The organism is Bradyrhizobium sp. BR2003, from assembly GCF_009720285.1.
GTDB classification, from domain to species: domain Bacteria; phylum Pseudomonadota; class Alphaproteobacteria; order Rhizobiales; family Xanthobacteraceae; genus Bradyrhizobium; species Bradyrhizobium elkanii.
Genome location: NZ_SMYJ01000015.1, coordinates 142,230 through 163,166 on the forward strand (window position 1 = coordinate 142,230; position 20,937 = coordinate 163,166).

Here is a 20,937-nt window from a genome sequence, read left to right on the forward strand (position 1 = left end):
CGAAGCGGCGGCCGCAACCGGCCGCCGCTTCCTTTTTTCGGATTCTCGTGCATGGCCGTCACGCGTCATCAGACGCGCAGGGATGTGATCCGTGGCGCCGCTGCCGTCGCAGCGGCCGCCCTGGCGCGTCCGGCGCTGGCGCAGGCGGCGCCGCGCATCGCGGTGATCGGCGGCGGCTTCGGCGGCGCGGCCTGCGCGCGGGCGCTGCGGCGGCTCGACACAAAGCTCCAGGTCACGCTGATCGAGCCGAACAGGACTTTCACCGCCTGCCCGTTCAGCAACGAGGTGATCGCGGGTCTGCGCGAGCTTGCCGCGCAGCAATTCACCTATGACAAGGTTGCGGCCGACGGCATTACGGTCGCCGCGCAGGCGGCGACGAAGGTCGATGCTCAGGCGCGCGGCATCGCGCTCGCTGACGGCACGACGCTGTCCTATGATCGGCTGGTGCTGGCCCCCGGCATCGACATGCGCTTCGACGCCCTCTCCGGCTATGACGAGGCAGCGGCCGAGAAGATGCCGCACGCCTGGAAGGCCGGCGAGCAAACTATGCTACTGCGCAAGCAGCTTGAAGCCATGGACGATGGCGGCCTCGTCGTGATCGCAGTCCCCGCCGCGCCGCTGCGCTGTCCGCCCGCGCCTTACGAGCGCGCCAGCCTGATCGCGCATTATCTGAAGGCGAACAAGCCGAAGTCGAAAATCCTGGTGCTCGACGCGAAAGACAATTACTCGCAGCAGAAGCTGTTCGAGAAGGCCTGGGCGGAGCTCTATCCCGGCATGATCGAACGGATTGCGCTGTCGCAGGGCGGACGGGTGACGTCGGTCGATCTGACGACAAATGAGATCGTCACCGACTTCGGCAACTATACCGCCGCGGTTGCCAATGTGATCCCGCCGCAAAAAGCCGGCCGCATCGCTGACATCGCCGGCGCCGCCGACCACACCGGTTGGTGCCCGATCGATCCCGTCAGCTTTGCTTCAAAGCTCGCTCCCAACATCCACGTCATCGGCGATGCCGCGATCGCAGGCGGCATCCCGAAATCTGCCTCCGCCGCGGCGGCGCAAGGCCGTGCCTGCGCGGCCGCGATCGTCACCTCCCTGGCGGGCAAGGCGCCGGAGACGCCGCGGCTCGATGGCGCCTGCTACAACACGGTCGCTCCCGGCTACGCTTTCTCGCTGAAGGGCGTTTATCAGCCGAAGGAAGATCAGTACGCCGAGGCCGAGGTCACCACGAGCCCGGTCGACGCGCCGCGCGAGGCGCGCCAGCAAGAAGCTGACCAAGCGCTCCACTGGTTCAAGAGGATCACGGGAGAGGCCTTTGGCTAGGCTCGCCCGCACAATGCTTCTCGCCGCCGGACTGTTCGCGGCCTGCTGGCCCGCATACGCCGAGGAGCTACGGTCCTACACCGTCGCGGGCGATGCGATTCCAGCCTCGCTGACAGGAACCAAAGGCGACGCCGCACGCGGCCGTGCGCTGATCGTCGAGCGTTCCTCCACTTGCATCCTCTGTCACAGCGGCCCATTTCCCGAGCAGGCGTTCCAGGGCGACCTTGCGCCAAACCTCGCCGGCAGCGGCAGCCGCTGGTCGGAGGGACAATTGCGGCTCCGCTTGGTCGATGCGTCGCATCTCAATGCGGCGACGATCATGCCGTCCTACTATCGCGTCGACGGACTCGCGCGTGTCGGCACCTCCTGGCGCGGCAAGCCGATCCTGTCGGCCGAGCAGATCGAGGATATCGTGGCGTATCTGGTCACGCTAAGGAACTAGGACAAGCGATGGCGAATTCCGACCATACCACACGCCGCACATTCCTGACTCTCGCTGGCGGTGCCGCTGTGCTGGTGATCGTGCGCCCCGTGGACGCGACGCCGGCAATGCTGTCGGCTGCGATCCGCAATGTCGTCGGCGAGGCCAATGTGCACACCGGCAAGGTCAAGCTCGACATTCCGCCGCTGGTCGAGAACGGCAACACGGTGCCGATGACGGTCAGCGTCACCAGCCCGATGACTGCGGACGCGTATGTAAAGAGCATCCATGTCTTCAACGAGAAGAACCCGCAGCCGAACATCGGTAATTTCCATCTCGGCCCGCGCGCCGGACGCGCCCAGGTCTCAACCCGCATCCGCCTCGCCGACAGCCAGAAGGTCACCGCCATCGCGCGGCTATCCGACGACACGTTCTGGTCGGCAACCGCCGACGTCGTGGTGACGCTCGCCGCCTGCACCGAGGAGGCGATCTGATGCCGTCGGCCCTGATCAATGTCCCGGCCAAGGCCAAGCGCGGCAGTGTCATCGAGATCAAGACACTGATGTCGCACATCATGGAGACCGGCTATCGCCACACCGCCTCGGGCAGCGTGGTGCCGCGCGACATCATCACGAGCTTCACTTGCCGCTTCAACGGCGAGGAAGTGTTCCGTGCCGATCTTTATCCTGCGATCGCGGCCAATCCGTTCATCACCTTCTTCACCACTGTGACCGAGAGCGGCAAGTTCGAATTCGAGTGGATCGGCGACAAGGGATTTTCGGAGACCGCGCAAGCTTCGATATCAGTCGAATGAAGATTGCGGTCTGCATCGCGCTGCTGACGGCGATGGCGAGCGCCGCGCTCGCGACCGAGATCCCGCGATCCGAACGCCGCTCGGGCTACAGCTTCATGAGCCCGGACAGCAAGGCGATGCAGGACGAGGACACCGCCAATCCCGGCATGCTGTCTGTGCTCGACGGCGAGGCCTTGTGGACGCGCAAGTCCGGCACCGCAAACAAGGCCTGCGCCGACTGCCACAACGACGCGCGCGTCAGCATGAAGGGGGTCGCGGCGCACTACCCGGCCTTCGACAGAGCGCTGCAAAAGCCGGTCGACCTCGAGGGACGGATCAACTTCTGCCGGACCAACCACCAGCAGGCCTCGCCCTTCGCCTATGAAAGCCGTGAGTTGCTGGCGCTGACCGCCTATGTCGCACGGCAATCGCGCGGCATACCGATTACGGCCGGCGACGATCTGGAGCTCGCGCCGTTCGTCGAACAGGGCCACGCGCTGTTCATACAACGGCAGGGCCAGCTCAATCTCGGCTGCACCAACTGCCACGATGACAACTGGGACAAGAAGCTCGCAGGCAGCGCGATCACGCAAGGCCAGCCGACCGGCTATCCGCTGTACCGGCTGGAATGGCAGGCGCTCGGATCGCTGCAGCGGCGGCTGCGCGCCTGCATCACCGGCATCCGCGCGCAGGCTTATGATTATGGCTCGCCCGAGCTGGTCGAGCTCGAGCTTTATCTGATGACGCGGGCACGCGGCATGCCGGTCGAGGCGCCGGCGGTCAGGCCCTAGCGCCAACCCTCATGGCGAGGAGCGCGAAGGCGCGTCTCGAACCATGAGGCCCCAGTCGGCCTCGCCCTTCGAGACGCTTGCTGCGCAAGCTCCTCAGGGTGAGGAGATGGAGTTACTGCGTAGCGGTCAGCGCTCGGCGAACGCCTTCTCGACCACGAACTGCGCGGGTTCGCCGTGATTGCCTTCGACGAAGCCGCGGCCATTCAGCAGCATGCGGGTATCGGCGACCAGCGCGGGCGAGCCGCAGATCATGACGCGGTCATGCGCGGCATCGAGCGCCGGCAGGCCGATGTCGGTGAACAGCTTGCCCGAGGTGATGAGGTCGGTGATGCGGCCGCGGTTGCGGAACGGATCGCGCGTCACGGTCGGATAGTAGATCAGCTGGTCGCGCACCAGTTCGCCGATCAGTTCGTCCTGCGGCAGCTTTTCGGTGATCATCTCGCCATAGGCGAGCTCCTTGACGCGGCGGCAGCCGTGCAGCAGCACGACCTTCTCGAACCGGTCATAGGTCTCGGGATCCTTGATCACGCTGAGGAACGGCGCGAGGCCGGTGCCGGTGCCGACCAGATAGAGGTTGCGACCGTCCTCGAGGTTGTCGATGACCAGCGTGCCGGTCGCCTTGCGGCTGACGATGATCTCGTCGCCTTCCTTCAGGTGCTGGAGGCGCGAGGTCAGCGGGCCGTCCGGAACCTTGATCGAGAAGAACTCCAGCGTGTCCTCGTAATTCGCGCTGGCGACGCTGTAGGCCCGCAGCAGCGGCTTCTCGCCGACCTTGAGCCCGATCATGGTGAACTCGCCGTTGCGGAAGCGGAACGACGGATTGCGCGTGGTTTTGAAGGAGAACAGCGTATCGGTCCAGTGGTGAACGCTGAGGACGCTTTCCTGGTTGAAATTGCTCATCGTCAGTTTCCTTGACGCGCGGGCCGGATTGGCGGCAAAATCATTTGTACACGATCGTTCGTATACAAATGAATAATCCAGCTTGATCCGGCCGTCAAGCCACGGGCACAATGGCCGGCGAAGGCGTTGAACCAAAAGGAAAAACCATGGCGCACGATGCACCCCAGGCGACCGGTCCGAGCAAGCTGGTGATCCGCAATATCGGGCTGTTGCTGTCGGGGGCCCTGGAAAAGCCGATCCTGGATGCCGACACCATCGTCGCCGAGAACGGCAAGATCACCGCGATCGGCCGCCTCAAGGACGTCGACACCGAAGGCGCCACCACCATCGTCGATGCCAACGGCACGACGGTCGCGCCCGGCCTGATCGACAGCCACGTCCATCCCGTCGCCGGCGACTGGACGCCGCGGCAGAACCAGATCAACTGGATCGACAGCTACCTGCATGGCGGCGTCACCACCATGATCTCCGCCGGCGAGGTGCATATGCCCGGGCGTCCGCGCGACGTCGTCGGGTTGAAGGCGATGGCGATCTTCGCGCAGCGCGCGTTCTGGACGCTGCGTCCGGGCGGCGTGAAGGTGCACGCCGGCGCGCCCGTGATCGAATGCGAGATGGTGGAGGACGACTTCAAGGAAATGGCCGCCGCCGGCGTCAAGCTGCTCGGCGAGGTCGGGCTCGGCGGCGTCAAGGACGGACCGACCGCGCGGAAGATGGTCGGCTGGGCGCGCAAATACGGCATTCAAAGCACGATCCACACCGGCGGGCCGTCGATCCCGGGCTCGGGCCTGATCGACAAGGACGTGGTGCTGGAAGCCGACACCGACGTGGTCGGCCATATCAATGGCGGCCACACTGCGCTGCCCGACGACCAGATCCGCTGCATCTGCGAGGGCTGCAAGCGCGGGCTCGAGCTCGTGCATAACGGCAATGAGCGCTCGGCGCTGTTCACGCTGCGCACCGCGCGCGAGATGGGCGATCTGCACCGCGTCATCCTCGGCACCGACGCGCCCGCCGGCTCCGGCGTGCAGCCGCTCGGCATCCTGCGGATGGTCTCGCTGCTGTCCTCGCTCGGCGAGCTCCCGGCCGAGCTGGCGTTCTGCCTGGCGACCGGCAACACCGCGCGGATGCGCGAGCTCGATTGCGGCCTGATCGAGGTCGGCCGCTCGGCCGACTTCGTACTGATGGACAAGGCTCAGCATTCGCCGGGCAAGAACATCCTGGAGAGCGTTCAGCTCGGCGATCTCCCAGGCATCGGCATGACCATCATCGACGGCATCGTCCGCACCCAGCGCAGCCGCAACACGCCGCCCGCGGGCAAGGTGCCGGAGGTCGTGGCGAAGTAGCCGCGATAGTCGACCCGTTACCCCCGCCTGAAGGCGCACGCGCAAGCGTGCCTCAAAAGTTGAACAGCCTGCGGCAAACTTGCGGGCCGTTCACCCTTCGAGACGGTCGCTTCGCGACCTCCTCTGGGTGACGGCGAGAGATAAGTCCGGAGGGAAAGAAACGCGGCGCTTGCTCAACCTCTTGAAGACGCTGCCGGATCATGGACAACGCGGCGCGCGCCTTTGCCGCGCCGCCTGCGTAACCGAACCTTGTTTTCACCTGTCACCATTGCGGTGTATCCTGAGCGCAAGCGAACCTTAGCCGGCGGCACTCGCAAGAGGCATTTTTCGATCCGGAATAGTTCTTGCTGCTGCGTGCCGCCATGCCGTGTTGATCCACACCAGGCAATCAGGAGGCAGCCGATGACGATGAGGCCAGATCCTACGTTCCACGCGTCGCCGAAGCTCGCGATGGAAGCGCCGGCCGAGAGCTTTGCCTACACCGTGCTGCTCAGTCCGGATTTTTCAAAGCCGGACGCACTCGCGGTGATCGACGTCAAGCCCGGCTCGCCGACCTACAGCAAGATCGTCCATACGGTGACGATGCCCAACAAGGGCGACGAGTTCCACCATTTCGGCTGGAACGCCTGCTCGTCGGCGCTGTCGCCGCTGGCCGGACACGCCTTCCTCGAGCGTCGCTATCTCATCATCCCCGGCATGCGATCGTCCCGAATCTATATCGTCGACACCAAGCCGGACCCGACGCAAGCGAAGATCCACAAGATCATCGAGCCCGAGGAAATCTTCAAGAAGACCGGCTACTCGCGCCCGCATACCATCCACTGCGGGCCGGAAGGCATCTATGTCAGCACGCTCGGCGGGAGCGGCAAGGACGGCACCGACGGACCGCCCGGCATCTTCATCATGGACTGCGAGACATTCGACGTGCTCGGCCGGTGGGAGATCGATCGTGGGCCGCAGACCAAGCATTATGACTTCTGGTGGAACCTGCCGCGCGACTACATGGTGAGCAGCGAGTGGGCCCTGCCGCCGCAGTTCGAGAACGGCATCGTGCCGGAAGACCTGCTGTCGAACAAATACGGCCATCGGCTGCATTTCTGGGACCTCCGAGCCCGACGCAATGTCCAGACCATCGACCTCGGCGCCAACCATCAAATGGCGCTGGAGGTGCGTCCGGCGCATGATCCGGTTCGCGAACACGGCTTCGTTGGCGTCGTGGTCGACACCACGAACCTCGAGGGTTCGATCTGGACCTGGTGGCGCGAGGGCGGCAAGTTTCACATCGAGAAGACGGTGACGATCCCGCCCGAGCCCGCATCGAAGGACCAGCTGCCGCCGCTGTTGCAGGGTTTCGGCGCCGTACCTCCGCTGGTGACTGACATCGACCTGTCGATGGATGACAAGTTTCTCTACGTCGCCTGCTGGGGCACTGGCGAGATGCGCCAATACGACGTCAGCGATCCGCGCAAGCCGAAGCTCGCCGGATCGGTCCGCATCGGCGGCATCGTTCGTCGTGCGCCTCACCCGAATGGACAGGCTTTTGCCGGTGGGCCGCAGATGGTCGAGATCAGCCGCGACGGCAAGCGGGTGTACTGGACCAATTCGCTCTACTCGACCTGGGACGACCAGTTCTATCCGCAAGGCGTTCCCGGCGCCGAAGTGATGGCGAATGCGAGCCCGGGCGGAGGCCTCGAACTGGCGAAGGACTACTGGGTCAGCTTCCCCGACGGTTACCGGGCGCACCAGATCCGGCTCGATGGCGGTGACTGCTCGACGGATTCGTTCTGCTATCCGTCGGTCTAGAGCGTTTTCGAGCGAAGTGGGTACCGGTTCGGGTGAAGAAAACGCGTCAAAACAAGAATCCAGAGCCCGTTCCAATTCGATCGGAACGGAAAAGGCCCTGACGTGAGCGCAACCGGCTGGACACTGGTTTGGCTGTGGCTGGCGGTGATTGCGAGCGGCCTCTACCACGGGATCAACCCGGGCATGGGCTGGCCGCTCGCCGTTTCTGCGGGCCTGATGCAGAGGAGTTCGCGCGCGCTGCTCGCCGCGCTTGGCCCGCTCGCGATCGGTCATCTGCTGGCGATGCTGCTGGTCATCCTTCCGTTCGCGCTCTTGATCACCCTCGTCGAATGGCAGCGCACGATCCGCATCGGCGCGAGCCTGCTCGTCATCTTGTTCGGTGTCTATCGACTGATCGACCGGCGCCATCCGCGGGCCCTGGCGCGGATACCGCCGACGCAACTCGCTTTGTGGTCGTTCGCGGTGGCGATCGCCCATGGCGCGGCGCTGATGCTGGTGCCGATCTATCTCGGGCTATGTCGCGAGGCTGAAGCGGACCAAGGCCATGCGGCCGCCAACAGCCTGATCGACACCAGCCTCACGATGGCCGTGTTGGTCTCGATCGTTCATGCCGGCTCGATGATCGCCGCCGGCGGATGCCTCGCGTGGCTGGTCTACCGCTATCTCGGCCTCAAATTCGTATCGCGGAGCTGGTTCAACCTGGACACGGTTTGGGCCCTCAGCCTGGTGCTGGTCGGCGCCGTCGCGCTGGTGCTTGGCCTGGAATCGTAGTGCGGACGCGATGCCCGCCGACGAGCGCGGGACATGACCCGTCACCCCCGCAACGGCTTCGCCGTTGTCGCTGGACGGCCCGCGGCAGACAGCCGGGCCGTCACCCCTTCGAGACGCCGCGCTCCGCGCGGCTCCTCAGGGTGACGGTGATAGATTGTGTCAGCGAAGCTTGCCGAGCAGCGCGATCAGCGTCTCGCGCTCCTTGGCGTCGAGCGGCGCCAGCGTCTCCCTGGAGATCACCAGCGCGTTGGGCGCGGCCTTGTCGGCCATCTGCTGGCCGGCACGCGTCAGGCTCACCAGCAGGCGGCGGCCGTCGTCGGGATCGGGCGCGGTCTCGGTCAGGCCGCGCGCGGTCAGGCGATCGATCACGCCCTTGATGGTCGCAACGTCCATCGAGGTCAGCCGCCCGAGTTGGTTCTGCGAGCAGGCGCCGACCTCCGACAGCTTCGACAGCGCCGCCCACTGCGTCGGCGTCAGATTGATGCCGATCTCGCGGGCGAAGATCACGGCGTGGCGCTGCGACACCTGGCGCAGGATGAAGCCAATCTGCTCGTCCAGCACGTATCCCGGCTTGGTCGCCTTGACGCTTCGCTTCTGCGCAGCATTCCTCGCCATCGTCCACCCCGCCCGTTACAGCGACAGATGCGCGTCGCGGATATCCGGACGCGCATCGAGTTCCGCCATGGTGCCGCCAAAGCAGATCCGGCCGCGCTCGATGATGTAGGCGCGATCCGAGATCAGCCGGGCGAAATGCAGATTCTGCTCGGAGACGACGATGCTGACGCCCTCTTTCTTCATCGCCAGGATCGCATCGACCATCTGCTCGACGATTTTCGGCGACAGCCCCTCCGAGGGTTCGTCGAGCAGCACCAGCGACGGATTGCCCATCAGCGTGCGCGCGATCGTCAGCATCTGCTGCTCGCCGCCGCTCATGCGCCCGCCAGGCCTGCCGCGCATCTCGCCGAGGTTCGGGAACAGCTTGAATAGTTTTTCGCGATCCCATTGCGGCGCGCCTGCCCGCTTCGGCTGACGGCCGACCTCGAGATTCTCTTCGACCGTCAAATCCGTGAAGATGCGCCGCTCCTCCGGGACATAGCCGAGCCCGCCGCGCACGATCGCATGCGTCGGCAGATCAGAGACGTCCCGGCCCTCGAACATGACGCGGCCGGAGCGGTTCTCGACCAGGCCGACGATGGAGCGGAACGTGGTCGATTTGCCGGCGCCGTTGCGCCCGAGCAAGGCGACCACTTCGCCCTCGCCGACCTCGAGCGCGATGTCGAACAGGATATGCGCCGGGCCGTAGAAGCTGTTGAGATCCTTTACCGTCAGCTTCATGCCGATACTCCCTCGCGGTGCCGGGCGTCATAGACGAGGCCTTCGCCGAGGTAGATCGCGCGCACCTGGGCATTGCCGCGAACTTCCTCGGGCGAGCCTTCGGCGATCAGGCTGCCGCGGTTCAGCACCAGGATGCGGTCGGCATGCTCGAACACCACGTCCATGTCGTGCTCGGTGAACAGCACGCCGATCGCCTGCTCGCGGGCGATCCGCGCCGTCAGCCGCATCAGCTCGACGCGCTCGCGCGGCGCCATGCCGGCGGTCGGCTCGTCCATCAAGAGCAATTTTGGCTGGTTGGCGAGCGCGATCGCGAGCTCGAGCCGCTTGACGTCGCCATAGGCGAGCTCGCCGCAGGGCCGCTCCGCATAGGCGCCCATCCCGACCAGATCGAGCAGCCGTCCCGCCTCGTCGCGGGCGTGCCGCGCGGTCGAGGCCCACAGGTTGAACAATTGCCCGCCATGCGAGACCAGCGCGACCTGCACGTTTTCGCGCACCGTCATGGTGGGAAATGTCGCCGCGATCTGGAAGGTGCGGCCGACGCCCATGCGCCAGATCACGCGCGGCTTCTTGCCGGTGGTCTCCGCGCCCAGCACGCGGATGCGGCCGCTGTCGGGAATATTCTGGCCGTTCAGCATGTCGAAGCAGGTGCTTTTTCCCGCGCCGTTCGGCCCGATCAGCGCCAGAATCTCGCCGGCGCGCAGCTCGAAGGAGACGCCGCGCACGGCATGCACCCCGCCATAGGATTTGGTCAGCCCCTCGACCGACAGCAATGTGGGAACCATGCTCATTCGGCGCTCTCGATGCGGGAGGTCAGCAAGGGCGATACCGACGAGGAGGACTTGCGCCGGCGATGCATGAAGGCTTCCAGCGTGCCGACAATGCCCTTCGGGAATGCGACCACGATCAGCACCACGAAGCCGCCGAGCACGAGTTTTGACCAATCGGTCTGGCTGACCAGCCAGATGTTGAGCGCCTTGTAGACGATGGCGCCAACCACAGCGCCCGACACCGTCTCGACGCCGCCGAGCAGCACCATGACCAGCGCATCGACCGACAGCGAGATGCCCATGTTGTCGGGGAACACGCTGCCCTTGAGATAGGCGAACAGCGCGCCGGCGAGGCCGGCGACCGTGCCCGCGATCACGAAGGCAGTCCACTGGATGCGCTTGCCGTCGATACCGACGGCTTCGCTCCGCAGCGGCGAATCGCGCGTCGCGCGCAGCGCGAAGCCGAACGGCGAGAACACGATGATGCGGAGAATCACCACCGCGAGCGCGGCGATGCCGAGCGACAGCCAGTAGAAATGCGACGGGCTCGCCGCCCATTTCTCCGGCCAGACGCCGAGGATGCCGTTGTCGCCGCCGGTGACCGACACCCACTGGAACGCGATCGACCAGACGATCTGGGCAAAGGCCAAGGTCAGCATCGCGAAATAGACCCCGGAGAGTTGCACCGCGAAGAAGCCGAATACGGCGGCGCCGGCGAGCCCGAGCAGCGGCCCGAGCAGCAGGCAGGCGATCATCGGCAAGCCGGCCATCTTGGCGAGCAGCGCCACGCCATAGGCGCCGAGGCCGAAATAGGCGGCGTGGCCGAACGAGGCGAGCCCGCCGACCGACATCAGGAAGTGCAGGCTGACCGCGAAGATCACGAAGATCGCGATCTCCGATCCCACCGTGAGCACGTAATTGCCGGCAACGAACGGCAGCGCGGCGGCGAGGACGAGCACGGCAATCGCGGCGAACCGCTCGTTCATCGTCAGCGGCCGCCACGGATTGACGGTGAGACCAGGCGTGCGCCGTGCCGGCGCCTCCGGCTTGCCGAACAGCCCCCACGGCCGGACGATCAGCACCACCGCCATCACCAGGAACACCAGGATGATGGAGATCTTCGGGAAAATCAGGATGCCGAAGGCGTTGAGCTCCGACACGAGCACCGCCGCGACGAACGCACCGATGATGCTGCCGAGGCCGCCGATCACGACCACGACGAAGACCTCGACGATGACGCGCAGATCCATCGCGTGGTTGACCGCATCGCGCGGAATCTGCAGCGCGCCGCCGAGCGCGGCGAGGAAGACGCCGAGCGCGAACACGCTGGTGAACAGCCATTTCTGATTGACGCCGAGCGCCGCGACCATGTCGCGGTCCTGCGTCGCCGCACGCACCAGCACGCCCCAGCGGGTGCGCTGGAACAGCAGCCAGAGCACGCCGAGCACGACCGGCCCGAGCACGATCAGGAACAGATCGTAGCTTGGTATATTCTGGCCGAAGAAATCGATCGCGCCCTTGAAGCCGGGCGCGCGGCGGCCGACCAGATCGTCCGGACCCCAGATCAGCACCACGAGATCCTCGACCATCAGCGTCAGGCCGAAGGTGGCGAGCAACTGGAACAGTTCCGGCGAGTGATAGATCCGGCGCAGCAGCACCATCTCGACCAGCACGCCGATCGCGGCAACCGCCAGCGCGGCAACGACGATGCCGCCCCAGAAGCCGAGCGCGCCGGAAAAGCGCTCGGTGAGCGTGAACGCAACATAGGCGCCGAGCATGTAGAACGCGCCATGCGCGAAATTCACGATCCGCGTCACGCCGAAGATAATCGACAGACCCGAAGCGACCAGGAACAGCGACGCCGCGCTGGCAAGACCGGTCAGGAACTGGACGACATAGAAGGCCATGGGCGGTCCGCTTCAACGTGAACTTGCATCGGGGCCTCATCCTTCGAGACGGCGCTCCGCGCCTCCTCAGGATGAGGAGCGAGACCCTCATGGTGAGGAGCGCGGCAACGCCGCGCGTCTCGAACCACGAGGCCCCGCTATATTCGCAACCTCAATCCTTCGGCCGCAGCTTCTCGATCTCGGCATCGCTGGGCAGATAGTCCGAGCCCTTGCGATAGGCGGTGTCGACCATGATGCCCTTGCCGTCCTTCAGCGCGGTCTTGCCGGTGAAGGCGCCGAGCGTCGACTGGTGATCGATCTTGCGGAAGGTGATCTCGCCGAACGGCGACGGCATCGAGATGCCCTCCGCCGCCGCGATCAGCTTCTCCGGATCGCTCGAGCCGGCCTTGGCGAGGATCGCCGCCGCCGCCTTGATGGTCTGGTAGCCGACGATCGAGCCGAGCCGCGGATAGTCGTTGTACTTGCCCTGGTAGGCCTTCAGGAACGCGTCATGCTCAGGCGTCTTGATCGCGTACCAGGGATAGCCGGTGACGATCCAGCCCTCCGGCGTCTCGTCCTTGAGCGGATCGAGATATTCCGGCTCGCCGGTCAGGAAGCTCACCACCGTGCGGCCCTTGAACAGGCCGCGGGTGTTGCCCTCGCGCACGAGCTTGACGAGGTCGGCGCCGAAGGTGACGTTGAGGATCGCTTCCGGGTTCGCCGCGGCAACCGCCTGCACCACCGGACCGGCGTCGATCTTGCCCTGCGGCGGCCACTGCTCGTCGACCCACTGGATGTCGGGCCGCTTCGCCGACATCAGCTTCTTGAACACCGCGACCGCCGACTGGCCGTATTCATAGTTCGGCGCGATCGTCGCCCAGCGCTTTGCGGGCAGTTTTGCGGCTTCTTCCACCAGCATTGCCGCCTGCATGTAGTTCGACGGCCGCAGGCGGAACGTGTAGCGGTTACCCTTCGACCAGGTGATGGCATCGGTCAACGGCTCGGCCGCAAGGAAGAACACCTTCTTCTGGTTGGCGAAGTCGGAGACGGCAAGGCCGATATTGGAGAGGAACGTGCCGGTGAGCATCGCGACGTTCTCGCTCGACACCAGTTCGTTCGCCGCGGTCTGCGCATCCGCCGGCTTGCCGCCGTCGTCCTTGGAAACGACCACGAGCTTCTTGCCGTTGATGCCGCCCGCCGCGTTGATCTCTTCCACTGCGAGCTGCCAGCCCTTGCGATAGGGCTCGGTGAACGCCGGCAGCAAGGAATAAGAGTTGATCTCGCCGATCTTGATTTCGCTCTGCGCCATGGCCTGCGTCGTCATGGCGCTCGTTGCCATGGTCGCGACCGCGATCGCCAATCCCGTCCCTACGAAATAACCACGCATCCCGTCCTCCAGTTTTTCTTCAAAGAGATTATCGCAATCCGTCTTCGCCCTTGATCTCGCCGACTGTCAGCCCGCCGACGCGCGGCAGCGGCCGCCCGCTGTCGGTCACGGCGACCGCGACCATGATCTCGTTGGCCCGCGGCGCGTCGTTGATCTGCACTTCCATGCCGTCGAAATGGCTGCGCACGAAAGCCGCGTCCTTGTGCCCGAGCGGAATATCCAGCGTGGTGCCGAGGCCCGAGCGCTTCTTCGACGACGGGATCAGCGCCGCGCCTTTCGACAGCACCTTGCGCACCGGCGCGCCCATCTTCGGATGCAGGATCGCCGCCGCATGCTCGAGCTCGCCATTTTCGCCGACCGCGGCGGCCTTGCCGTAGCTGTGCGCCTTGGCGCCGTCGATGCCGAGGGCGGCGACGGCCCGTTTCGAGAGCAGTTCGCCGAGTTCCTCGCCGATCGCGATCAGCGGCGACAGATCCTCGACGTAGCGGCCGGCAAAGGGGTTTTCGATCACGGCGATGGCGGCGGCGCGCCGTGTCGGCGGCGCGATGGTCTTGCCCATCTCCAGATAGGTCTCCTCGACCACGGTGACAATCTTGCGAATGACGGCGCTCATCTTGCCTCGCTCCCGCTCATGCCCGCAGCATGTGTTCTGTCGTTTGTCCCTGTAACGCGTGCGACGCCGGCGCGCTCATCCCAGTTGCGCCGACAATTCGCGTTTCGCCCAGTAGACGCAATGCCGCGCCCTCGATCAATCCCGACATCAGGAGGTCGCGTGCCCGCACAGCTCCCGCCTCGAGCGCGTGCTCGATCTCGCGCTCCGCCAGCCGCCCGACATCGCGGGTCACGAGCCGCGCGCCGAGGTCGCTGTCGGGCTGCAGCTCGCTTGCCGGAACGCGCAGGATCGCGGGGTGATCAGGCAGATCGACCGCATTGGCGATCACGGTCGCCGCGGCATCGGCCTGCGACGCCGTCCGCGCCAGCACGGTGACGGCATCGGCGATGCCAAGCGAGAAACTGCGGCCGTGGCGGCCGCTGGTCGCGATGCCGCGGACCGGCGTGTCGGCATCGACCGTCATGGTACGCATCACGCCGTGACGGTCGGGCCGATCCATCAGGCCGACGGTGAATTGTTCGCCATCGCTAAGATGCAGGGCAATGTCGCCGCCATTGTTGACATAGGCGCGGTCGAGCGCTGCTGCCTCAAGCATCGCGCCGAGGATTTCCTCGGCGACCGAGCCCGCGACCGCCGCCATCGGCGTGATGAAGCCATCGGCGGCAAACGGCGCGACGGCCGCATGCATGCGCCGCGCGACCACGCCTTTCAGCGTGCACCCGCCCGGAGCGGCGGCGCTGCGCAGTTCGGCCAGCTCGGCGCAGAGTTCGTCAAGCAAGCCGGTGAAGCGCGCCGCCGCGGCCTGATAGGCAACGCTGACATCAGCATCCCGGCCCTTGGCCTCGATGATCAAATCGATGGGGCCGTCCTGCAAATGCAGCCGCTTGCCGTCAGGAAGAAGCGCGATTTGCGGGAGCCTCGAGCCGTTTCCGTTCCGATGGAATCGGAACGGGGCTCCAGATTCCTGTTTTGACGCGTTTTCTGTGCGCGAACCGGTATCCACTTCGCTGGAAAACGCTCTGGTCATGCGCGCCGCCCGGGGAGAAACGGCATCGGCCGGACCTCGGCACTGTCCCGCAGCGAGGACAGTGGCCGGACATAGTCCATGTGGCCGCCGAGCGCCGCGTAGTCCGACAGCTTCATCGTGAATTCGATCGGCGCCACCAGCGCCGGGGTCGGCACATAGCCGAAGGCGCCTGCGGGCATCTGCGTGACATCGACCATGAAGGTGATGCCGCCGCCGGGCCAGACATAGACCGGCGCGCCGCCGCTGGTCACCCGCGTCAGCGCGTCCTTCACCGAGCGCGTCAGCCGCACCGGATTGTCGGTGACGCCGGCGCGCAGCGATCCGCCCGCGCCGCCCATGAACAGCACGGTGCACAGCGCCGGCTCGCAATTCTCCTGGATGCGCTCGACGGAAAACCGGAGATCCGCCGGCATCTCGGTCTCGACCGGCTTCAGCGCCTCGTCGAGCACGTAATAGGACGCATGTTCGCCGGTGGTGGAGACCATCAGCATGGTGAGCCCGGGCCGCGCCTCCTTCGCATTGAAGGGGCCGAGGATCGACAGCGGATCGGAGATATTGGTGCCGCCCCATCCGGTGCCGGGATCGGCGACCTGGAAATAACGGCCCGGCGTCGAGCGCCGCCCCTTCATCTTGATGCCGGTGTCGGCGATATCGAGCAGCTTGCCGGCCTGGTGCTCGCTGAGCACGCCGGTGATGTGGTCGTCGACCACCACGACCTCATCGACCTTGCCGTGCCATTGCTTGGCGAACATGCCGATGGTCGCCGAGCCGCAGCCGACCCGCATGCGCTCTTCTGCCACACCATTGACGATCGGCGGCCTGCCCGCCTGCACCACGACGGTGGCGCCGCCGTCGATCGTCAGCTCCACCGCCTTGCAGTTGGAGAGATCCATTAGCGTGTCGCAGGTCACCCGGCCTTCCTTCTTGGAGCCGCCGGTCAGATGATGCACCCCGCCGAGCGAGAGCATCTGCGAGCCATATTCGCTGGTCGTGACATGGCCGACAGCCTCGCCGTCCGCGCGCACGGTCGCGGTCTCCGGCCCGAGATAGCGGTCGGTGTCGATCTTCACCTTGACGCCGCAATACGAGAAAATGCCTTCGGTCACCACGGTGACCATGTCGACGCCGTCGACTTCCGACGACACGATGAAGGGCGCGGGCTTGTAGTCCGGATAAGTGGTTCCGGCGCCGATCGCGGTGACGAACAGGTCGGGCTGGCGGACGATCTTGCCGTCCCAGTCGCCGCTCACCTGGAACGGAACCAGCTGGCCGCCATGCGACACGGTGCGTTCCAGCACGACATGCGGATCGACGCGCACCAGCGTGCCGTCATGATTGGCATAGCGGTCGCAGGCGCCGGCCGCACCCGGCTTGATGTAGCACATCACCGGACAGGCATCGCAGCGGATCTTGTCGCCGGCGGCGACGGTCATTGTGTCAGCCATCGTGACCAAGCCTGGACTTGTGGCGGCGGTCGATCATACTGCCCTTCCGCCTCCCATGCATATCGTTCGTATACGAATGATCCTGCGCGCAGGTCTCAAGCCTGTCAAGCGGGCTTTGCGATCAAACCCTGCCATTCGCTTGCGCACCCTGTTCATAAAGCGGGCACGCGCTGCAGCGCGGCATGCCGCCGCTTGCACGTTTGTATACAAACGTTATCCTCGTCGGCGATCTGACGCTGACGTTGCAGCGCAAACATCAGGGGAGAACCGGGGCAATGCGCCTGACCGTGAACGGCAGGAATCATGATGTCGATGCCGCTCCCGACACCGCCTTGCTTTACGTGCTGCGCAACGACCTCGAATTGAACGGACCGAAATATGGCTGCGGGCTCGGCGAGTGCGGCGCCTGCGCGGTGCTGATCGACGGCGTCGCGGCGCGCGCCTGCCTGATTCCGATCGAAGGCTGCACCGGCCGCAACATCGTCACGCTCGAGGGCCTCGGCAGCCGCGAGCATCCCGATCCGGTGCAGGGTGCCTTCATCCGCGAACAGGCCGCGCAGTGCGGCTATTGCCTTAACGGCATGATCATCACCACCAAGGCCTTGCTGACGCGCAATCCCAATCCATCCGAGCATGAGGTGCTGGAGGCGCTGCGCTACAATCTCTGCCGTTGCGGCGCCCATATCGAGATCATCCGCGCGGCGATGCGCGCGGCCGGCCACGTGCTCGAGGCGCGCGATTGATGGTCGACGCACAGCCTCCCGAGCAACGCCGGCGCGGCTCGCTGTCGGTCGTCCGCCCCGCGGTGCTCGGCGCGGAAGGCGCGTTCGAGACCTTCATCACCATCACCGCCGACGGAACGGTCAACGCCTATAACGGCCATGTCGATCTCGGCACCGGTATCCGCACCGCGCTCGGGCAGATCGTTGCCGAAGAGCTCGACGTCTCCTTTGCCCGCGTCGTCGTGATCCTCGGCGACACCGCCGTGGTGCCGAACCAGGGTCCGACCATCGCGAGCGAGACCATCCAGATCACGGCCGTTCCGCTCCGCAAGGCCGCCGCCCAAGCGCGGCATTTTTTGCTCGCGCGGGCCGCCGAGCGATTGGAGCTAGCTGTCGACGAGTTCACGATCGAGGACGGCCTGATCCGCGGTCACGACAACCGCAGCATCACCTATGGCGAGCTGATCGCGGACGAGATCATCCGGCTCGATCTTGCCGATGAGGTTCCGGTCAAGGCCGTGAGTGCCTATTCGGTGGTCGGTAAGTCGGTGCCGCGTGTCGATCTGCCGGCGAAGGCCACCGGCGAGCTCGTCTACGTCCACGATGTGCGCGTGCCCGGCATGCTGCACGGCCGGGTGGTCCGCCCGCCTTACGCCGGCATCGACGCCGGCCCGTTCGTCGGCACCAGCCTGATCGCGGTCGATGAAGCCTCGGTGCGCGATATTCCCGGCCTCGTCGCGGTGGTGCGGATCGGCGATTTCGTCGGCGTCGTTGCCGAGCGCGAGGAGAATGCGATCAAGGCTGCCGCGCAGCTCGCGGTGAGCTGGAAGCCGGGGCCGGCACTGACCGATCTTGCCGACGTGGAGAAGGCGCTGCGCGCCAATCCCTCGACGCCGCGGCAACTGATCGACAAGGGCGACGTCGATGCCGCGATCAAGGCGGCGGCGAAGCCGATGCAACGGACTTACGTCTGGCCCTACCAGATGCACGGCTCGATCGGCCCGTCCTGCGCGGTCGCCGATTACAGCGAGGGCGCGATCCGGGTCTGGTCCGGCACGCAGAACCCGCACATCCTGCGCGGCGACCTCGCGCTGCTGATCCAGCGGCCGGAGTCCGAGATCGACGTGATCCGGATGGAGGCGGCCGGCTGCTACGGCCGCAACTGCGCCGACGATGTCTCCGCCGATGCGCTGCTGCTGTCGCGCGCGGTCGGTCGCCCGGTGCGCGTGCAGCTGACCCGCGAGCAGGAGCATGCCTGGGAGCCGAAGGGCACCGCGCAGCTGATGGACGTCAATGGCGGGCTCAACGCCGACGGCAGCGTCGCCGGTTACGATTTCGCCACGCGCTATCCCTCGAACGGTGCACCGACCTTGGCGCTGCTGCTCACCGGGCGGATCGCGCCTGAAGCCGCGGTGTTCGAGATGGGCGACCGCACCGCGATCCCGCCCTACGACTACGAGAATATGCGCGTGGTCGCCAACGACATGCCGCCGATCGTGCGCGCGTCCTGGTTTCGCGGCGTCTCGGCGCTGCCGAACACCTTTGCGCATGAATCCTACATCGACGAGCTTGCGGCGGAGGCCGAAGTCGATCCGATCGAATACCGGCTGCGCTATTTGAAGGACAAGCGCGCGATCGACCTTGTCAATGCGGTTGCCGAGCGCGCCGGCTGGACGCCGCGCCCGGTGTGGAGAGAGCCCGAGGCGGACGGCGATATCGTGCGCGGCCGCGGCTTTGCCTATGCGCTCTACGTGCACAGCAAGTTTCCCGGTTACGGCGCGGCATGGTCGGCGTGGATCGCCGACGTCGCCGTCAACAAGGCGACCGGCGATGTCAGCGTGACGCGCGTCGTCGCCGGCCAGGATTCCGGATTGATGATCAATCCGGAAGGCGTACGGCACCAGATCGAAGGCAACGTGATCCAGTCGACCAGCCGCGCGCTGATGGAGGAAGTGTCCTTCGAGCGCGGCGCGGTGACGGCGCGGGAATGGGGCGCCTACCCCATCATCAAGTTCCCTGAGCTGCCCAAGATCGATGTGCTGATGCTGCCGCGGCAGGATCAACCACCGCTCGGCGTCGGCGAGTCCGCTTCGGTGCCGAGCGCCGCCGCGATCGCCAACGCGATCTATGACGCGACCGGCGTCCGCTTCCGCGAACTGCCGTTCACGCCGGAGCGCATTTTGAAGGGACTGCGCGGCGAGCAACCGGCCGCGCCCGCGCCGCTCCCACCGCCTGCGCAGACGGCTGACCTCAACAGATGGCAGAATCCGTTTGCAAAGCGCGGCGGCCTGCTCGCCGGCATTGCCGCACTCTGCGCCGCCGCTATCGGCGTCGGCGCGGCCGTGCTGCCCTGGCGCGCGATCGCGCCGATCGCCCGGCCGGATGCCTCGGTCTATTCCGCCGCGACGATCGCGCGCGGCAAGGAGCTTGCGGCGCTCGGCGCCTGCGCCGTCTGCCACACCTCGGAGCATGGCATCGCGAACGCCGGCGGCCGGCCGCTCGAGACGCCGTTCGGCACCATCTTCACCACCAACATCACGCCCGATGTCGACACCGGCATCGGCGCCTGGTCCTATCCCGCCTTCGAGCGCGCGATGCGCGAGGGCATTCATCGCGACGGTCGCCATCTCTATCCGGCGTTTCCGTACACGCATTTCGCCAAGACCAGCGATGCCGACCTGCAGGCGCTCTACGCCTATCTGATGGCGCAGACGCCGGTGCGCGCCGAGACGCCAGCCAACACGCTCGCCTTTCCGTTCAACCTGCGGCCGCTGCTCGCCGGATGGAATGCGCTGTTCCATCAGGCGCAGGCATTCCAGCCCGAACCATCGAAGTCAGCGATATGGAATCGCGGCGCCTATCTGATCGAAGGGCTCGGCCATTGCAGCGCCTGCCACTCGCCGCGCAATGCGCTCGGCGCCGAGCGGCAAGCGGCCTATCTCGCCGGCGGCTTCGCCGAGGGCTGGGAGGCGCCGGCGCTGACGTCGCTGTCGAAGGCGCCGATCCCCTGGAGCGAGGACGAGCTCTACGCCTATTTGCGCACCGGCGAGTCCCGTCTGCACGGCGTCGCCGCAGGGCCGATGGCGCCGGTCGTGCAGGAGCTCGCCGCGCTGCCCGACCAGGACATCCGCGCGATGGCGGTCTACCTCGCCTCGTTCAACGAGACCGCCGACCGGCCGGCCCACGATGCCTTGGCAGCGAAGCTCGAAGCCGGCACCGTCGTCACCACTACCGCCTCGGCGGGGGCGCGGATCTATCAAGGCGCCTGCGCGGTCTGCCATGAGGTCGGCGGCCCGCCGCTGTTCGGCAGCCGGCCCTCGCTGGCGCTGAACAGCAATTTGCACAGCCACGCGCCCGACAATCTGATCCAGGTGATCCTGCACGGCATCGCCAAGCCGGCCGCGACCGATCTCGGCTACATGCCGGCCTTCAAGGACAGCATGAGCGACGGCCAGGTCGCCGAGCTCGTCACCTTCCTGCGGCGGCAATTTGCCCCTGACAAGCCGGCCTGGGCCGATGTCACCGCCACCGTCGGCCGTATACGGCAGACCATAGCGCGCTGACCTGCCATGTTCCGCCGGATACCCACTGGGCGGGCGGCGCCCGGCAG

Annotated in this window: 19 protein-coding genes; 10 read left to right on the plus strand and 9 right to left on the minus strand. The window is 66.1% G+C overall.

What is annotated here, in order from left to right; translation table 11 throughout:
- Nucleotides 1-51 precede the first annotated feature (51 nt).
- The 5 genes from E2I15_RS10545 to soxA are packed head-to-tail and all read left to right on the plus strand — an operon-like array spanning nucleotide 52 to nucleotide 3,328.
- Nucleotides 52-1,323, plus strand: coding sequence for an NAD(P)/FAD-dependent oxidoreductase (locus E2I15_RS10545; RefSeq protein ID WP_137477114.1), 1,272 nt, complete (start codon nucleotides 52-54; stop codon nucleotides 1,321-1,323).
- A 13-nt stretch (nucleotides 1,324-1,336) separates the two neighbouring features.
- On the plus strand, nucleotides 1,337-1,765 hold the full coding sequence (soxX, locus tag E2I15_RS10550) for a sulfur oxidation c-type cytochrome SoxX (RefSeq protein ID WP_137477351.1): 429 nt from the start codon (nucleotides 1,337-1,339) through the stop codon (nucleotides 1,763-1,765).
- Nucleotides 1,766-1,773: 8 nt separating this feature from the next.
- A complete protein-coding gene (locus tag E2I15_RS10555; protein ID WP_137477115.1) occupies nucleotides 1,774-2,238 on the plus strand; it encodes a SoxY-related AACIE arm protein in 465 nt (154 codons plus the stop codon).
- On the plus strand, nucleotides 2,238-2,558 hold the full coding sequence (soxZ, locus tag E2I15_RS10560) for a thiosulfate oxidation carrier complex protein SoxZ (RefSeq protein WP_137477116.1): 321 nt from the start codon (nucleotides 2,238-2,240) through the stop codon (nucleotides 2,556-2,558). The genes E2I15_RS10555 and soxZ overlap by 1 nt, the downstream gene beginning before the upstream one ends.
- Nucleotides 2,555-3,328 carry a sulfur oxidation c-type cytochrome SoxA gene (gene soxA / locus E2I15_RS10565; RefSeq protein WP_137477117.1) on the plus strand — a complete coding sequence of 258 codons (774 nt, stop codon included), beginning with the start codon at nucleotides 2,555-2,557 and terminating at the stop codon, nucleotides 3,326-3,328. Before soxZ ends, soxA begins: the two co-directional genes overlap by 4 nt.
- 126 nt (nucleotides 3,329-3,454) lie before the next feature.
- On the opposite strand, the gene E2I15_RS10570 is transcribed toward soxA, so the two are convergent.
- Entirely contained in the window at nucleotides 3,455-4,228 is a 774-nt protein-coding gene (locus E2I15_RS10570) for a ferredoxin--NADP reductase (protein ID WP_137477118.1), read from the minus strand.
- Between the two features lie 146 nt (nucleotides 4,229-4,374).
- Between E2I15_RS10570 and E2I15_RS10575 the strand changes: the two genes are divergently transcribed.
- The 3 genes from E2I15_RS10575 (at nucleotide 4,375) to E2I15_RS10585 (ending at nucleotide 8,145) form a co-directional block, all read left to right on the plus strand.
- Nucleotides 4,375-5,571 carry an amidohydrolase family protein gene (locus tag E2I15_RS10575; RefSeq protein ID WP_076827077.1) on the plus strand — a complete coding sequence of 399 codons (1,197 nt, stop codon included), beginning with the start codon at nucleotides 4,375-4,377 and terminating at the stop codon, nucleotides 5,569-5,571.
- Between the two features lie 402 nt (nucleotides 5,572-5,973).
- Nucleotides 5,974-7,374 carry a selenium-binding protein SBP56-related protein gene (locus E2I15_RS10580; RefSeq protein ID WP_137477119.1) on the plus strand — a complete coding sequence of 467 codons (1,401 nt, stop codon included), beginning with the start codon at nucleotides 5,974-5,976 and terminating at the stop codon, nucleotides 7,372-7,374.
- Between the two features lie 183 nt (nucleotides 7,375-7,557).
- Nucleotides 7,558-8,145 (plus strand): hypothetical protein, encoded by a 588-nt coding sequence (locus tag E2I15_RS10585; RefSeq protein WP_137477353.1) that lies wholly within the window; start codon nucleotides 7,558-7,560, stop codon nucleotides 8,143-8,145.
- A 159-nt stretch (nucleotides 8,146-8,304) separates the two neighbouring features.
- Here E2I15_RS10585 and E2I15_RS10590 read toward each other — a convergent pair whose 3' ends face one another.
- From E2I15_RS10590 to E2I15_RS10625, 8 genes are all read right to left on the minus strand, one after another.
- The gene (locus tag E2I15_RS10590) at nucleotides 8,305-8,760 is read right to left on the minus strand and encodes a MarR family winged helix-turn-helix transcriptional regulator (protein WP_137477120.1); all 456 of its coding nucleotides are present in this window, start codon (nucleotides 8,758-8,760) and stop codon (nucleotides 8,305-8,307) included.
- A 15-nt stretch (nucleotides 8,761-8,775) separates the two neighbouring features.
- The gene (locus tag E2I15_RS10595; RefSeq protein WP_038383941.1) at nucleotides 8,776-9,480 is read right to left on the minus strand and encodes an ABC transporter ATP-binding protein; all 705 of its coding nucleotides are present in this window, start codon (nucleotides 9,478-9,480) and stop codon (nucleotides 8,776-8,778) included.
- Nucleotides 9,477-10,268 (minus strand): ABC transporter ATP-binding protein, encoded by a 792-nt coding sequence (locus E2I15_RS10600; protein WP_137477121.1) that lies wholly within the window; start codon nucleotides 10,266-10,268, stop codon nucleotides 9,477-9,479. The genes E2I15_RS10595 and E2I15_RS10600 overlap by 4 nt, the downstream gene beginning before the upstream one ends.
- The gene (locus E2I15_RS10605) at nucleotides 10,265-12,154 is read right to left on the minus strand and encodes an ABC transporter permease (RefSeq protein ID WP_137477122.1); all 1,890 of its coding nucleotides are present in this window, start codon (nucleotides 12,152-12,154) and stop codon (nucleotides 10,265-10,267) included. Before E2I15_RS10605 ends, E2I15_RS10600 begins: the two co-directional genes overlap by 4 nt.
- Nucleotides 12,155-12,305: 151 nt before the next feature.
- Complete coding sequence (locus E2I15_RS10610; protein ID WP_137477123.1) at nucleotides 12,306-13,520, minus strand: ABC transporter substrate-binding protein; 1,215 nt, start codon at nucleotides 13,518-13,520, stop codon at nucleotides 12,306-12,308.
- 28 nt (nucleotides 13,521-13,548) lie between these two features.
- Entirely contained in the window at nucleotides 13,549-14,133 is a 585-nt protein-coding gene (locus tag E2I15_RS10615; protein ID WP_137477124.1) for an amino acid synthesis family protein, read from the minus strand.
- A gap of 16 nt (nucleotides 14,134-14,149) precedes the next feature.
- Nucleotides 14,150-15,160 carry a UPF0280 family protein gene (locus tag E2I15_RS10620; protein ID WP_137477125.1) on the minus strand — a complete coding sequence of 337 codons (1,011 nt, stop codon included), beginning with the start codon at nucleotides 15,158-15,160 and terminating at the stop codon, nucleotides 14,150-14,152.
- Entirely contained in the window at nucleotides 15,157-16,605 is a 1,449-nt protein-coding gene (locus E2I15_RS10625; protein WP_137477126.1) for a 6-hydroxynicotinate reductase, read from the minus strand. Before E2I15_RS10625 ends, E2I15_RS10620 begins: the two co-directional genes overlap by 4 nt.
- 275 nt (nucleotides 16,606-16,880) lie before the next feature.
- Here E2I15_RS10625 and E2I15_RS10630 point away from each other — a divergent pair, with 275 nt between their 5' ends.
- Both E2I15_RS10630 and E2I15_RS10635 read left to right on the plus strand, forming a co-directional pair.
- Nucleotides 16,881-17,348 (plus strand): (2Fe-2S)-binding protein, encoded by a 468-nt coding sequence (locus E2I15_RS10630; protein ID WP_137477127.1) that lies wholly within the window; start codon nucleotides 16,881-16,883, stop codon nucleotides 17,346-17,348.
- Nucleotides 17,348-20,890 carry a molybdopterin cofactor-binding domain-containing protein gene (locus tag E2I15_RS10635; protein ID WP_137477128.1) on the plus strand — a complete coding sequence of 1,181 codons (3,543 nt, stop codon included), beginning with the start codon at nucleotides 17,348-17,350 and terminating at the stop codon, nucleotides 20,888-20,890. The genes E2I15_RS10630 and E2I15_RS10635 overlap by 1 nt, the downstream gene beginning before the upstream one ends.
- Nucleotides 20,891-20,937: the final 47 nt, after the last annotated feature.

Bases quoted from the DNA above. Each gene is read 5' to 3' on its own strand.
- E2I15_RS10625 (WP_137477126.1), bottom strand. From the start codon at position 16,605: ATGGCTGACACAATGACCGTCGCCGCCGGCGACAAGATCCGCTGCGAT.
- soxX (WP_137477351.1), top strand. From the start codon at position 1,337: ATGCTTCTCGCCGCCGGACTGTTCGCGGCCTGCTGGCCCGCATACGCC.
- E2I15_RS10630 (WP_137477127.1), top strand. From the start codon at position 16,881: ATGCGCCTGACCGTGAACGGCAGGAATCATGATGTCGATGCCGCTCCC.
- E2I15_RS10545 (WP_137477114.1), top strand. From the start codon at position 52: ATGGCCGTCACGCGTCATCAGACGCGCAGGGATGTGATCCGTGGCGCC.
- soxZ (WP_137477116.1), top strand. From the start codon at position 2,238: ATGCCGTCGGCCCTGATCAATGTCCCGGCCAAGGCCAAGCGCGGCAGT.
- E2I15_RS10620 (WP_137477125.1), bottom strand. From the start codon at position 15,160: ATGACCAGAGCGTTTTCCAGCGAAGTGGATACCGGTTCGCGCACAGAA.
- soxA (WP_137477117.1), top strand. From the start codon at position 2,555: ATGAAGATTGCGGTCTGCATCGCGCTGCTGACGGCGATGGCGAGCGCC.
- E2I15_RS10595 (WP_038383941.1), bottom strand. From the start codon at position 9,480: ATGAAGCTGACGGTAAAGGATCTCAACAGCTTCTACGGCCCGGCGCAT.
- E2I15_RS10605 (WP_137477122.1), bottom strand. From the start codon at position 12,154: ATGGCCTTCTATGTCGTCCAGTTCCTGACCGGTCTTGCCAGCGCGGCG.
- E2I15_RS10615 (WP_137477124.1), bottom strand. From the start codon at position 14,133: ATGAGCGCCGTCATTCGCAAGATTGTCACCGTGGTCGAGGAGACCTAT.
- E2I15_RS10570 (WP_137477118.1), bottom strand. From the start codon at position 4,228: ATGAGCAATTTCAACCAGGAAAGCGTCCTCAGCGTTCACCACTGGACC.
- E2I15_RS10585 (WP_137477353.1), top strand. From the start codon at position 7,558: ATGGGCTGGCCGCTCGCCGTTTCTGCGGGCCTGATGCAGAGGAGTTCG.
- E2I15_RS10600 (WP_137477121.1), bottom strand. From the start codon at position 10,268: ATGAGCATGGTTCCCACATTGCTGTCGGTCGAGGGGCTGACCAAATCC.
- E2I15_RS10580 (WP_137477119.1), top strand. From the start codon at position 5,974: ATGACGATGAGGCCAGATCCTACGTTCCACGCGTCGCCGAAGCTCGCG.
- E2I15_RS10635 (WP_137477128.1), top strand. From the start codon at position 17,348: ATGGTCGACGCACAGCCTCCCGAGCAACGCCGGCGCGGCTCGCTGTCG.
- E2I15_RS10575 (WP_076827077.1), top strand. From the start codon at position 4,375: ATGGCGCACGATGCACCCCAGGCGACCGGTCCGAGCAAGCTGGTGATC.
- E2I15_RS10590 (WP_137477120.1), bottom strand. From the start codon at position 8,760: ATGGCGAGGAATGCTGCGCAGAAGCGAAGCGTCAAGGCGACCAAGCCG.
- E2I15_RS10555 (WP_137477115.1), top strand. From the start codon at position 1,774: ATGGCGAATTCCGACCATACCACACGCCGCACATTCCTGACTCTCGCT.
- E2I15_RS10610 (WP_137477123.1), bottom strand. From the start codon at position 13,520: ATGCGTGGTTATTTCGTAGGGACGGGATTGGCGATCGCGGTCGCGACC.